This is a genomic window from Streptomyces sp. NPDC001415 (assembly GCF_053597395.1).
The window spans coordinates 211,996-224,420 of sequence record NZ_JBSFIE010000006.1; the positions used below are offsets into that span (position 1 = coordinate 211,996).

A 12,425-nucleotide genomic window follows, 5' to 3' on the forward strand; every position below is an offset into this window, starting at 1 on the left:
CCGGGCGGGCGTGGGCCGGTCCCACCCCGTGCCCGCAAGAGGCGGCGAGCGGGTCGAGCCAGCGGTGCGACGGAGAGGCGAAGATGTTCACGGCGCTTCAGGGTCCGAAGCAACTGCTGTAACGCCGGCCGATGATCGGCGAGCTTCACCACGTACACAGAGCGGTGCGGTCCTCCGGGTCCGTACCGAGCCGACGCTGCGTCTGGCCGGTATCCGGAGGAAGCGCTCCGGGGGCGCCTCTGCCCGCGGCGGCTTCCTGCGGGCAGAGGCGCCCATGCGTTCGGTGCGCGGATAGTTAGTTGTGCTGCTTGCTGTTCTTCACCGGCCGGTGCAGTACGTCCCGAATCCGCCACCACAGGCTGCGGGCGCGTGGGGTTTCAGTGGAGTAGCTGTTGCCGAACGAGAGGTTGTCCGCGCTGCGCCCCAGTGGCGTGCCATCGGGCGAGTACCGCTTGGGGAGTTGTTCGACCATGCGACTCTCCTACCGGTTCGGAGCCCTGGTCCCGCATCCCTTGCGCAGATCGTTGTCGGAGCGGGTCTTCGGGCCCCAGCCGATCCCGCTGGCGTAGCCCTGCATCACAAGGTAGTAGGTGTAGGTGCCGCCGCCGCCGTTGCAGTCCGTCGACCACCCGTAGTCGATTAGTCGATGAAGCTGTTCGCGGTCGATCCCGTGCCGTGCCAGTTGTTGTAGCCGTGCGGCCCGCTCCAGGAGCTGCGCCACATCTGGGTCTGGAGCTTCTGCGAGCCGAATGACCCGCTGCATCCCTGGGAGGTCTCCCACTGGAACCACGCGCCGGCACCGGCCCCGTGGAAGGAGACGTCCGAGACTCTGCCGATCGGCCGAACCGACAGGGAAGACTGGTTCGGTAACGGTGGCCCATGTGGCCTTGCTACTGACTTGGCCGGATCGCGATTTCCCCACCTGCACCGGCCGTCGCGCAACGGCGAGGTCGGCCCGGTGCCCGATGAAGAAGACCCAAGGCAAGGAGTCGGGCCGGATCGACACCGCTCAGGACAGCTCAAGGAACAGTTGGGCGGAACTGATAGAGGGTGACCCTGTCGGCGGCCAAGGGCTACAAGGCGCCCCTGAGTTATCGAGGGTTCCCATGCGTGCTCAGAACAGAGCCTGTCCCCCGCTGCTGGTGTCTACGATGACGGGCCGGACCTGGGCGGGGAGGTCGTCCACGCGATCGGGGCCGGCCGCGGCGGCCACGGCAGGGGCTGTCTCGGCCAGCCAGATGCGGAACCGCTCGGCGGCTTCGCGGTAGGGGACTTGTGCCAGGACGCGGTGCTCGCCGGCGGGGCAGAAGTCGACGGCGACCGTGAGCAGGCAGGAACGGGGCGCCTGCTGACTGCCCGTCCAGGACACCCTCAGAACACCGCAGGGCTTGCGTCCGCCGGGCGCGCGATGGGTCGGGCGCAGCGATCGGCAGGCTGTGTGGGCGGTCCATGCGGCGAGGTGCGGCAGGGGCAGGGTGGTGCGGGCGCGGCAGCCCGGACAGCGGTGCCAGTGGCGGAGCCAGGCGACCGCGTCAGTGTCGAAGAGGCGGGTGTAGCGGCCGGCCACGCGGACGTCGTTGCTGTACAGGTGGTCGGGACGTTCTTGTGTGTTGCAGGACTGGCAGACGGGAGCGCGGACGTAGCCGTGTTCGTGGCAGTGGTCGAGCACGGTCGCGGGCGCGGTGCGGCAGACGGCGCACGCCCACCCGGCCACCCTGCCGGCAGTACCGGGCTTCCGGCTGAGCACCGAGTACAACTGACCCTCCAGCTCCTTGTCGTACGGGCGCAGTGCGGCGGCCCGGCCCTGGGGGCCCGTCGTCGCACTGCGCCCGTCGGCGTCCGGGTCCAGCCGGGGACGGGGCGGGCCGGAGACAGCTGCACCCGCCTGGCGCCTCTGTGCGGCTTGCACCCACTGCGTTTCGGCGTGCTCGGCCGCATCCAGCAGCCGGACCACAGAGCGCGGCAGCCACCACGTCCGCCGCGTCCCGTCGGGGGTCTGCTCCACGAGTATCTGTCGCCAGTCGATCCCCGCCAGGTGGTACGGCCGGCCGTCGTCACGTCGTGCCGTCCGCTCGGGGCCGCCCGGCTCCTGCAGTTCCCGCGTGATGCGCCGACGCCAACGCAGCCGCGCATCCTCGTCGTGCTCCTGCCGCGGAACCCCGCGAAAGGGGCCGATGCGGACCAGGTCCTGCCGGTCCACCCCCACCGCGTTCAATTCCGCGGCCGTCCGGCGCACGTCAGCCTCCACAACACCCCACCGACCGCCGCCCGCCTTCACCGTCGACACCACACCGCCGCCGAGCAGGACGTACCCCGCCCCGGCACGGGCAGGAGAGCAAGTGAATGCCCCAGAAGCCGTCGGCACAGCACTGCCGGCCGTCAAATCGACCCACAGAGCGTCCGCGGCACCCAGGATGATCAGGCCGTTCGTGCAACCGGGCATGACACGCTCTGACATACCGACAGGCTAACGGCCCTCAACGCGGCAACGGATCCCAGGCGCTCGGCCAGCCCGGCGGTGCCGCTCTCCGAGGAGCTGAAGAAGAACTGACAGCTGATCCGGTCCATTGGGCCAGGGCTGTTTCCGGGCACTCCGGGAGCTGATCCTGCTCCTGTGCAAAACGGTTAGACCTCCCGGGTCACGTACCGTTTCAGGCAACGGATGCTCTCCCGCCGGGTTTTGCCTTCCGTAACCCGTCTCTCGTAGTACGCCTGGGTCCTCGGGTCCCACCGCAGTCGCGTCAGCACGATGCGGACCAGAGCAGCATTAACCTGACGCGTTCACCGGGCAAGTCCGGATCTTGATGTCGGGACGCAGAAGTGCTCCCTGAGCCGTGATGATCCGACTTGTCGAAGATCAAAGCATCGCAGCTGGGAGCAGTTGCCACGTGAACTCCACAACGTCTCGTCCGGGGCTGTCCAATGCGCTCGGGGTGTGACGGAGCCGGGATGCTGGACACGTGTTGGTCCAGAACCTTTGAAGGGCTCCGTGGCATGCAGCTATCCGCCTGAGTTCGGTCGCGAGGTTCTCGACCTCGTTGCTACGGGACGCCTGGCCGGCACGTTGTCCATCCCGCGACCGACTACCGCCGGAGGAGACCGTCAGTTGGTGGCGAGAAGGTGCTCCAGCCAGTTGCGGCGTGCCGCGACAGCGGCCTTGCTGATCCGCGCCTCGGGGGCTTTCCGGTCGAAACCGTGGATTCCGCCGGGCCACACGTGCAGCTCGGCTTCGCCGCCGGCCTGCCAGATCCGGTCGGCGTAGGCGAGGACCTCATCGCGCAGGCACTCGGCGGAGCCGACGTCGAGGAATGTGGGCGGCAGGCCGGCCAGGTCGGTGGCGCGGGCGGGCGCAGCGTACTGCGGCACGTCAGCTCCGCTCTGGACGTCGCCGAGCAGCGAGCTCCAGGCGAACCGGTTGCGGCTGCGGTCGAAGAGTTCGACGTCGTCCATCTGCAGGGCCGAGGCACTGTCGTTGCGGTCGTCGAGCAGCGGGGCGATCAGCAGCTGGCCGAGCAGGCGGGGACCGCCCTTGTCGCGCACGGTCAGAGCGAGCGCGGCGCTGAGGGTGCCGCCGGCGCTGAAGCCTGTGACGACGATGCGCTCCGAGTCGATGCCGAGCTCGTCCGCGTGGTCGGCGACCCACAGTAGACCGGCGTAAGCGTCGTTGATCTGGGCGGGGTAGGGGTGCTCGGGCGCGAGCCGGTAGCCGACCGAGATCAGCGTGGCCCCGAACCGCTCGGCCGTCTCAAGCATCTGGTCGAGCCCGGTGCGGTGATCGCCACCGTAGAAGCCGCCGCCGTGCATGAAGTAGAGCGCCGGCCGCGATGCGGGCGCGCCGGAGGGTGTGCACACCAGTAGCGGGATCTCGGGGGCGCCGTCCAGGCCGGGCGCCGAAGGCTGGAAGACGGTGAAGCGCCCGCCATGGCTGAGGTCCTCAAGCGCCGCCACTGCGGCGTCGGGCTCCCCGCGGATCACCGACAGCTTCTCCAGGCTCATCGGCGCCAAGTCCGGTTCCTCCGCCAGGTAGGCGTCATAAGCGACCTGAAGTTCGGCATCGAGAGGAACGGGAACGGCGGGCACGGCCTTTCCAGGTTCAAGATCCATGCGCGCACGCTAGCGCCCCTGCTCCTTTCGCATCATCCGGTTTTCAACACCTTGCCGATCGCGCAGCAGGGCCGGGACGAGCGGCCGTCGACGCGGGCCACCGCGTCTACTTCACCACCGCCGCCGAACTCGCCGCCAAGTGCCACAAGGCCGCCCTCGAAGGCCGCTGGAAGACCTGCATGTGCTTCTTCGCAGGTCCGAAGCTTTTGATCATCGACGAGCTCGGCTGCCTGCCGCTGCCCGAGGACGGCGCCTCCGCCCTGTTCCAGGCGACCAACCAGACGTATCCCAAGTCCAGCACGATCCTGACGACCCGTCGGGATCACCGACTGGGCCGGAGCCTTCGGCGACGCCACCGTCGCTGCCGCCATGCTCGACCGGCTCCTGCACCGGGCTGCCGTCGCGGGCATCGACGGACCCTCCTACCGGCTCCGCGGCCACCAAAACCAGGCCGACGCCATGCGCAAGGGAGTCACCGCCCGTGTCTCCTGACCCCACTCACAACAACGATCACCTCACCCCCAGACCCGCCAACTGCCCGGCCTGCGAGGCGAGTTCATGCCAGGCCCGAGACAGATCTACTGCTCTCCCCGCTGCAAGAGCGCCGCCCACCGACACACTCCCGCCGCTCTGGTCGCCCACACCTGCGCGGTCTACGAGGGCACCTTCACCGCCAACCCCCGACTCCGCCAGATCTACTGCTCGCCCGAATGCCGTCGCGAGTCGGAAAGGCAACGCAACCGGACCCGCGACGAAGAACGAGCACGACGCCTCGGCGAACACCCCCGAGCACTACCGCCCACCCCGCAGCCGACAGCCCCCGGACCCATCGACCCACTGGCACCGACAGCCGTCCGGAACTGTCCCCACTGCGACCAGCCCGTCACGATCGTCGCCCTGCTCGCCACCCCAGAAGCCGCCCGCCCCACGAACACCAGCCCCGTCACCGACATCGCCCCACTCAGACGCCCCCAGTGAGCTCCGGCTGACCGTCACCGATCACTGGGCCCGCCGACCTGACGGTCGACGGGCCCACAACGCGGCTTCGTCCACGAGTTCAAGCAGACGGCACGACCGGGGACCGCATGCCGAGCCACTGCTCGGCATCCCAAGCTTGGAACCGCTCTACCTCGGTGAACCCCAGCTTTGCCGCGAGACGCATCGAACCGACGTTGGCGGCCTGGGTGGCGAGCACCACCGGCTCGCCGGGAAGGACACCGCCGAGCCAATCGAGTGCCGCCGCGCACGCCTCGGCGGCATACCCCAACCCCCACGCCTGCGGCAGGAACAGATAGCCGAGATCAACCTTCCCCACAACAGCCGGGCGAAGATGCTCCGTTGCCCTCCTGAGCAGGATCTGGCCGATCATCGCCCCGTCGAGATCAACGACGAAACTCCCCGGCCACCGCTCGGGCACCCCAGGCATCTCACGCTCCAGCTCCCCCCGCGACCGGGGGCCGCCCAGATAGGCGTGCACCTCTGGCGACGCCAGCAGCTCGATAAACGCTGCACGGTCCCGGGCCTCAGACTCTCGCAGCACGAGCCGCTCAGCCTTGATCGGGGCAGGCGGCCAGGCGACGGGTCCGAGTTCAGTCATGCCAACCAACCAATCAGCAGGCTCGGCAACCATCAAGGCTCGCGGACCGATCAAGCCAACGGGGCACCGCAGACCCGTTGCGGTGACCAAGGGCCGCTCTCCACTCCCCATCTCCCCCAGACAGTTCAAAGACCAGGCAAATGGGGCGAGGAGCACCCCCCAGCCATTTTCAAAGGTTCCCATCAACCCGGGTCACCGGGACCGGCGGCATCTCCAGCTGCACCCCGCACGCCCCGTATTCATGCGCCAGCGACGTCGACTTGGAGTTCTACAACGAGTAGCTCCAGTCGGTGGATGACGGGCGCCACCAGCCCCCGCCAGTACAGCGGCCCGCCCCCGGCACGGTGGACCACGGCGGCGACGACGTGCGTGAGCCAGCCCGCTGGCCGGCAGATCGCCTGGCGCGCCGTGACCGTCGGCACCATCGTCTACGGCACCACCTCCACCAGAGAGTCCTACAGCGCAGCCCTGTACGTGCCCCGCGCCTAGTGCGGAACGCCGGGGAGACTGGGGCGGAGCAGATCAACTGCCCGCCCCAGGGGCCCGGTTCGAGGAGGCGTTCGTGGTATCGGACCGCGACATCGTGTGGCGCCAGTGCGTACGCCTGGGACGGCGGTGAGCGTGACGGCCGACTTCAGGTCGTCGGCAGTTCGAAGCGGCCGCACGCCGGATCACGCCGTGCAGGGAGTACTCGTACCCGTCAGTGCGCTTCGCCCCGCGGTCGCGGACCCGGTCCGCTTCAGGGTTGTGATCTGGGTCACGTTACGAGTTCCGTCGACAATGGGACGCTTTGCGCAAAGACTGGTTGACCGTTGGCGTTGTTTTGTCGCTGCCCAGGTCGCGGCGGTGGCGTGGCGAGCCTGCCGCGGTGGCGCGTGACGGTGAAGCCAACTGTGAACCCGTGGCCGGGATTTGCTGCAACCGGAAAACTACTGTCCGTTAAAAAGTCGTTGTCAGAGCTCTGCACGTTTCGGGGGCCCCACCCGCTTACCTGTTCCCAGGAGCAACGAGGCTCCAGGCACAGCGAGTTCTGCGGGGATGGCAATCAACGCCGTGCTGCTCGAACGCTAAAGGATCTCGAACCATCGTGAAGTACGACGTTGCCAGCCTTCTGCTGGCCTCGGCGGCCGCGGCGCGCTCGTATGCGCCGGATGTGCGGTCGGTGCTGCGGCGCCTGCTCGGTGCCGGAGTTCGCGTCGGAGCGGCCACTCTGATGGAGCAGCAGACGCCGGCGGCTCGCCCCGGCGCCGCTCCGCTGGACGAGGGGGACCGGTAATGACCGAGCCTCCGCAGGATCCGGCGGAATTCGCGACGCGCGAACCGAGTGTCGCCATGCCGCCCGCGTTCTGGGCCTTCCACGCCCTTTACCACGAGCCCTACCTGGAATACACCCGTATCCAGCTGGGCGATGACGAGGCCGCACGCGACCTGGTAGACGGAACGTTCATCTACCTGGCCGTGGTGTGGGGCACGGTGGCCAAGAAGGAGAACATCGGCTCCTACGCCTGGGTGCTGCTGAAGGAACGGGTCTGGGCCGAGCTGACGATAAAAGGCAAGGACCCGGCGGCAGCGGAGACCCTGGCGTTCGCCCGCGCCGTGCGCGCGGCCACCGGTCCCATCCTGGACAGCTTCCGGGTGCAGTTCCGTCAGCAGATTACGGAACTGGAAGACACCCTGGGCCTGTTTGGTGCGATGTCACGGCTCCCTGAACGTCAATTTGATGTCATGGTCCTCCAGTTCGCCCTGGACTTCGACACCAAGACCACCGCACTGGTGATGGGGATCTGCGAGGCCACGGTCCGCTCAACCCGCCGTACCGCCAAACGCCGGCTCGCCGCCGACCTGAGACTGGACGTCGATGAGGACACCGACGATGAGGAGTGATGGGCAGATGCGGCGACAGCGCAGCATCGAGGAAGCCCTGACCCGGGCGCGGGTCTTCGAGGGGGAATACAGCGTCCGGGACCGGGAGGCGTCCCGGCGCCGGATCGCCCAGGAGCTGGGCGAGTTCCGGTGGATGCAACTGCTGGCGGCCCCGGGCACCGTCCGGGACCAGCACGCCCCGTCAGCGCTGCACGAACGGGCCGCCCGTGATCTGCGGACCCTGAGCCAGGGCATCATCCACGACCAGGAGGCCGCACGGCGTATCGCCCGTTTCGACACCGCCCGCGACCCGGGGGGCGCCCTGGCCTTCGCCTGCCTGCTCTTCCTGGCCGACATGGAGGAGGGAGCCCAGTTCTGGTGGCAGTTCGCTGCCGGTGCCGGCATCGCCACCAGCGCCCTGTGCCTGTATCTGCTGCACCTGCGGCGCGGTGAGCTGCGCGACGCCCAGTACTGGGCTCAGCAGCTCGATCTGCTGCAGAGCCATCCGCACCAGTACATGCCGGTGCCGCACGAGGTCGTCACCGCCGCCGACGCCCCGATGGGCATCACCGTCCACTACGAGTTGCCCCGCGACCACCACGCCGTACTGGGGACCGCCGTCCTCGACGCCGTCAAGGACGCCGTCGAGAACCTCGACACCGGCCACCTCGACGACGTCGGCCCCATCCCGCAACCCAGCCCCGACCTGGCCGACCAATGGGCTTACCTCGTCGCCCCCTGACCAAGCACCGGCCCCTCACCCCAGCCGGCACCGTCGGCCGCGCCGCGGCCGGCGTCAGCTGTCGATGACGAGGTCGAACCCGCGCAGGACGGGGCCCAGTTCTTGCGCCGCGCCGCATCGTGAGTACAGCCGGATCCCCGGGCGTCGAAGTTCCATGCAGACGGCTCAGCGGGCGAACGCTTCGGTCAGGCTGATGCGGTAGCCGCCCTATTCCATCATCACGACGGTGACGCCGAACGGGTCGGGGTGGTCCAGCTCGATGGGGGCGAAGGGGAAGTCCACCGCGGCCTGGGTGGGCGGCACCAGTTCGCCGTCAGGCCGCGGCGCACAGGCCGGCCTCCAGTCGGGGGCGACCGACGTCCAGCCCTCGGAACTGCGGGACAGGAGCTGCCCGGTGCAGGGGAACTGGTGCAGCACGTGCCCGGCCGGGGTGGCGAGCCGCGCAACCAAACACCTTCACAACACCACCCTGGGTGCCCCGCCCCAAATACCCTGGGGGCGCTGCAAGTTGGCGCAGGCGATGACCTTGGGGGCGGGGCGTGGACGAATGGGGCGCGGGTACGTCGCTGAGAGGCGGCAGGTACGTCGTGGAGGCGGTGCTCGGGCGGGGCGGGATGGCCACGGTGTACCGGGCGCGGGACACCGCCCTGAACCGGCCGGTCGCCGTGAAGGCGATGAACGCCGAACTCGGCAGGGACCCGTCCTTCCGCCGCCGCTTCGAGCGCGAGGCGCAGACCGTCGCGGGCCTCGGGCACCCTCATGTGGTCGCCGTGCACGACATCGGGGAGCACACTGATCCCGGGTCGGACGCCCTCGTCCCCTACCTCGTCATGGAGTTCGTCGACGGGGAGTCGCTGCGCGAGCGGCAGCGGCGCGGGCCGCTGGGCGTGGAGGAGGCGCTGCGGATCACAGGCGAGGTGCTCGCGGGTCTCGCCGCCAGCCACGCCAAGGGGGTGGTCCACCGGGACGTGAAGCCCGCCAACGTGATGCTGAGCCGCGACGGCGCCTGCAAGGTCATGGACTTCGGCATCGCGCGGGCCGTGGAGGAGACCGGCACGCACCTGACCCGGACCGGCCTGGTCCTTGGCACCGTCCCCTACATGGCGCCCGAGCAGGCGATGGGGGGCGCCGTGTCGGCCCGTACGGACGTCTACACGGTCGGCGTGATGCTCTTCGAACTCCTCAGCGGGCGGCTGCCATTCGACGACGACTCGGTGCCCACGCTGCTTTACAAGCACGTGCACGAGCCCCCGCCGACCCTCCTCGCCGCCGGGGTCGTACACCTCCCGCCCCCGCTCCTCGCCGCCTTCCAGTCGGTGCTCGACCGGGCCCTCGCGAAGTCCCCGGACGACAGGTACGCGGACGCGGCGGCCATGCGGGCGGCCCTTGAGGCGGCTCAGGCGGCGGGGTCGGCGCGGACGCCGACGGTACGGGCCGAGCGGGTCGTCGCGCGGGCCGCCCCCCGGCCGCCCGTCCAGGCGCCCGTCCGAAGCAGGGCCGACTCGCGACGTACGGCACCGGCGCAGCGGTCCCGCGTGGCGGGGGCGGGCGGGCTGCGCGGGTGGTTCAGCGAGGTGTCGGGCTGGAGGGCCCTGTTCATCGCGATGTTCGCGGTCTGCCTGTTCACCAGCCCGGCCCTCGGCCTCATCGCGGCCGCCGTCGCCCTGGTCGCCTTCGCGGCCGTGCGGTTGGTCGGGCGGCGACGGCACTAGCGACCGCGACACCGGGCCCGACGACCGGACAGACAACACCGGCTGACCTCCACACCCTCGGCGACCGGCCACCCGTGCGGCCCCAACCCGCAACCGGCCAGGCCGCCTTGCCCGCGCCGGAAGCCTCGGAAGGGGCCTCGTGCGATGAGACTGCACGGAAGCCCGGCGGCCCCGACCGGCCCAACCCCGCGGCCAACGAGATCTTCTACCTCCACCCCAGGGAGTAGGGGCAGCCCGGCCGGGCTTCCACCTGTCCCCGGCCGGGGCTGTTGGCGGGTGCGCCCTTGTGTCCCGGGCATGCGGGCGGGTGCGTTCCTGCCGTGTGCCGTCGTCGACATCACCGTCGGTACAGCGTGGCTGGAGCTGATCAGAGCCAGAAGGAGACGATCGAAGCCAGTGCGCCGGGGGCGCCCGCGCCGAAGGCGACCACCATGGCCTGACCGATCGCCACGTCGGTGGGGTCGAGGCCGTGGGACCAGGTCAGCCTGGCGTCGATGCCGGGGATGTCGCGGAGGGAGGCGTACGAACGCAGGGTGCCTCGCGCTTCGGCGACGAGCGTGCCGTTGCGCAGGAGCCGGGCCTGGCGCAGGCTGACGGGCCGCAGCTCGTAGGTGCGCCCGCCCACCACGGCCGTGCGGGTGCGTGATCTCCGGCGCAGGGCCCAGCGGTTGGTGTTCCTCCGGCGCGTGGGGATCACGTGCCCGTTGAGTTTGATCTGGCCGTGGTCACGGCCGGGCACGACCGTGACGGGCGGCATGCCGGGCCCCTGGATGAGCGCGACCACGGCCGGCCCGGGGTTGTAGCTGATCCGTATCGGTCCGAACGGGCTGTCGGCCGTACGGTGCTGGGAGAGCCGGATGGTACGGCGCTTGTTGAAGAAGGACATGGTCGGAACGGCTCCGGAGACGGGGAGTTGGGGAGGGAACGGGCTGTGGCGACGCCGATCGTCGTCACCTGCCGGGTGACCCCGGATGCCAGGACTGGTACGGCGCGGCTCCTGGCGCAGACGCCTGATGCGGCATCGCCGTGGGAACCGGACGGTGGTTGCGCAGCAGTGCCTCGAACCCGTCGCACAGCTCCCGGCACTTGTCCGGGCGGGCGGTGTAGGCGACGACGGATCCGTCAGCAAGCTGGAGTGTCACCATGGCACCGGTGCTCGGATCCTCCCGCCCCAGCCACACTCCACCGAGGGCAGTCGCAGGCACCCACCCCGGCTCGGACTCCGGGCCGCCCGCGCGCCACCGACGCAGCACCTTCCGCCGATAACCCGGAATCAGCAGACCCGGGAGCGTCACCACGACGAGGAGAAAGAACACGATGCTCAACACCGTCTCGGCCGCCCACCGCAGCAGCACGAGGAGAGCCGCGTAGCAGACCGAGACGAGGAACACCCACAGGCAACCCACGACGACGACGTGCGGCGCACCGGCCTTGTTCAGCAGGCTGTGGAGGCCCACCGAAGCGAGCAGCACCAAGACCGTGAGGCATCCAGCCGTGTCGCCGAGGAACGCTTCAGCGGCACGGCCGGCGATCCGGTCGCGTCTGACGACGAAACCGTGGTCATGGAATTGGACACGTACACGTCCCCCGGGCGTGGCTCTGACGCCTGCGATCTCACGCATGCCGCTCACCCTAATGCCGCATCAGACAAACGTTCGCCCGGCAGGCCGCGGCCTTCCGCGATGGCGTCGTTGTCATCGTTGAAAGCCGCAATTTCCAGCACCAGGTATAGGCCGGCAGGAACACGATGAACCGCAGGTATCGCCTCGCAGTTGCCGGAGCCCTCAGTGTCACTCTCCTCGCTGGGAGCACGGCCGCCGCCGTTGCAACAACCACGCCTGCCGCCCGAACGGCAAGCGTCTCGACGCCACGAACAGCGGCACTGACCGCGAAGCCGAGTGCAGGCACGGTCAAGGCATGGGAAGCGTTCCGGATCTCGGGAACGTCTACCGGTCTCAAGGCCGGCGTCCCGTGGACATCACCAACCAATTGCAGGAGGAGATCGACGCCGAGTGGACCTGGGCCAACCCAACCACCCGATGACGTGGCTCGACCGCGACGAGATCCGGCTCGTGTCCGCCGACGCCCAGAAGGTCCACGACGACATCGTCTCCGGCCTCCTCACGGTCCACCTGTTCTTGGGCAGTTCAGATCTGTCTCATGCGGTGTCGCTCGGGCTGATGAACGTGTTCCTGGTGCCCTCCAGTCTGCTGCTGTCTCTCGTCTCCCGCGTTGTTTCACAGGGGGACGGAGATGCTGTTGTTCTCGGTGAACTGGAAGGTGGTGACGAACCGTCTGGAGTGTGCCTCTGACGCGGCCGCCACCAACTGGAAGGACGCCGACGGGTGAGCACTCGCCGATCTCGGACCAACACCCGCCTTGATAAGGAACTCGACAAGGAAGAGGG

General features: G+C 69.3%; 15 protein-coding genes and 1 pseudogene. 8 read left to right on the forward strand and 8 right to left on the reverse strand.

Features of this window, described 5'->3' with window-relative positions:
- Positions 1–295 precede the first annotated feature (295 nt).
- The 4 genes from ACWC2B_RS10520 to ACWC2B_RS10535 all read right to left on the reverse strand — a co-directional run bounded on the left by ACWC2B_RS10520 (position 296) and on the right by ACWC2B_RS10535 (position 4,023).
- Positions 296–472 (reverse strand): hypothetical protein, encoded by a 177-nt coding sequence (locus ACWC2B_RS10520; protein ID WP_450716077.1) that lies wholly within the window; start codon positions 470–472, stop codon positions 296–298.
- A 9-nt stretch (positions 473–481) separates the two neighbouring features.
- Complete coding sequence (locus ACWC2B_RS10525) at positions 482–721, reverse strand: hypothetical protein (protein ID WP_450716078.1); 240 nt, start codon at positions 719–721, stop codon at positions 482–484.
- 393 nt (positions 722–1,114) lie between these two features.
- Positions 1,115–2,458, reverse strand: a complete 1,344-nt coding sequence (locus ACWC2B_RS10530; protein WP_450716079.1) for an endonuclease domain-containing protein — start codon at positions 2,456–2,458, stop codon at positions 1,115–1,117.
- Positions 2,459–3,102: 644 nt separating this feature from the next.
- Entirely contained in the window at positions 3,103–4,023 is a 921-nt protein-coding gene (locus tag ACWC2B_RS10535) for an alpha/beta hydrolase (RefSeq protein ID WP_450716218.1), read from the reverse strand.
- On the opposite strand from ACWC2B_RS10535, the pseudogene ACWC2B_RS10540 reads away from it, so the two are divergent.
- Both ACWC2B_RS10540 and ACWC2B_RS10545 read left to right on the forward strand, forming a co-directional pair.
- A pseudogene (locus tag ACWC2B_RS10540) lies at positions 3,948–4,364 on the forward strand (ATP-binding protein); the annotation flags it as partial. The gene ACWC2B_RS10535 and the pseudogene ACWC2B_RS10540 overlap by 76 nt on opposite strands.
- A gap of 109 nt (positions 4,365–4,473) precedes the next feature.
- Positions 4,474–4,596 (forward strand): hypothetical protein, encoded by a 123-nt coding sequence (locus ACWC2B_RS10545; RefSeq protein WP_450716080.1) that lies wholly within the window; start codon positions 4,474–4,476, stop codon positions 4,594–4,596.
- Between the two features lie 565 nt (positions 4,597–5,161).
- On the opposite strand, the gene ACWC2B_RS10550 is transcribed toward ACWC2B_RS10545, so the two are convergent.
- Positions 5,162–5,701, reverse strand: a complete 540-nt coding sequence (locus ACWC2B_RS10550) for a GNAT family N-acetyltransferase (protein ID WP_450716081.1) — start codon at positions 5,699–5,701, stop codon at positions 5,162–5,164.
- 294 nt (positions 5,702–5,995) lie between these two features.
- Between ACWC2B_RS10550 and ACWC2B_RS10555 the strand changes: the two genes are divergently transcribed.
- The 4 genes from ACWC2B_RS10555 (at position 5,996) to ACWC2B_RS10570 (ending at position 8,306) form a co-directional block, all read left to right on the forward strand.
- Positions 5,996–6,190, forward strand: coding sequence for a hypothetical protein (locus ACWC2B_RS10555; protein WP_450716082.1), 195 nt, complete (start codon positions 5,996–5,998; stop codon positions 6,188–6,190).
- Between the two features lie 598 nt (positions 6,191–6,788).
- On the forward strand, positions 6,789–6,977 hold the full coding sequence (locus tag ACWC2B_RS10560; protein WP_450716083.1) for a hypothetical protein: 189 nt from the start codon (positions 6,789–6,791) through the stop codon (positions 6,975–6,977).
- Positions 6,977–7,585, forward strand: coding sequence for an RNA polymerase sigma factor (locus ACWC2B_RS10565; protein ID WP_450716084.1), 609 nt, complete (start codon positions 6,977–6,979; stop codon positions 7,583–7,585). Before ACWC2B_RS10560 ends, ACWC2B_RS10565 begins: the two co-directional genes overlap by 1 nt.
- 7 nt (positions 7,586–7,592) lie before the next feature.
- Positions 7,593–8,306, forward strand: coding sequence for a hypothetical protein (locus tag ACWC2B_RS10570; protein WP_450716085.1), 714 nt, complete (start codon positions 7,593–7,595; stop codon positions 8,304–8,306).
- 207 nt (positions 8,307–8,513) lie between these two features.
- On the opposite strand, the gene ACWC2B_RS10575 is transcribed toward ACWC2B_RS10570, so the two are convergent.
- The gene (locus ACWC2B_RS10575; protein ID WP_450716086.1) at positions 8,514–8,756 is read right to left on the reverse strand and encodes a hypothetical protein; all 243 of its coding nucleotides are present in this window, start codon (positions 8,754–8,756) and stop codon (positions 8,514–8,516) included.
- Positions 8,757–8,845: 89 nt separating this feature from the next.
- On the opposite strand from ACWC2B_RS10575, the gene ACWC2B_RS10580 reads away from it, so the two are divergent.
- Positions 8,846–10,018, forward strand: coding sequence for a protein kinase domain-containing protein (locus ACWC2B_RS10580; protein ID WP_450716087.1), 1,173 nt, complete (start codon positions 8,846–8,848; stop codon positions 10,016–10,018).
- 367 nt (positions 10,019–10,385) lie between these two features.
- Here ACWC2B_RS10580 and ACWC2B_RS10585 read toward each other — a convergent pair whose 3' ends face one another.
- On the reverse strand, positions 10,386–10,904 hold the full coding sequence (locus ACWC2B_RS10585) for a hypothetical protein (RefSeq protein WP_450716088.1): 519 nt from the start codon (positions 10,902–10,904) through the stop codon (positions 10,386–10,388).
- Positions 10,905–10,968: 64 nt separating this feature from the next.
- Entirely contained in the window at positions 10,969–11,640 is a 672-nt protein-coding gene (locus ACWC2B_RS10590) for a hypothetical protein (protein ID WP_450716089.1), read from the reverse strand.
- 390 nt (positions 11,641–12,030) lie between these two features.
- Here ACWC2B_RS10590 and ACWC2B_RS10595 point away from each other — a divergent pair, with 390 nt between their 5' ends.
- Positions 12,031–12,330, forward strand: coding sequence for a hypothetical protein (locus ACWC2B_RS10595; RefSeq protein ID WP_450716090.1), 300 nt, complete (start codon positions 12,031–12,033; stop codon positions 12,328–12,330).
- Positions 12,331–12,425 lie beyond the last annotated feature (95 nt).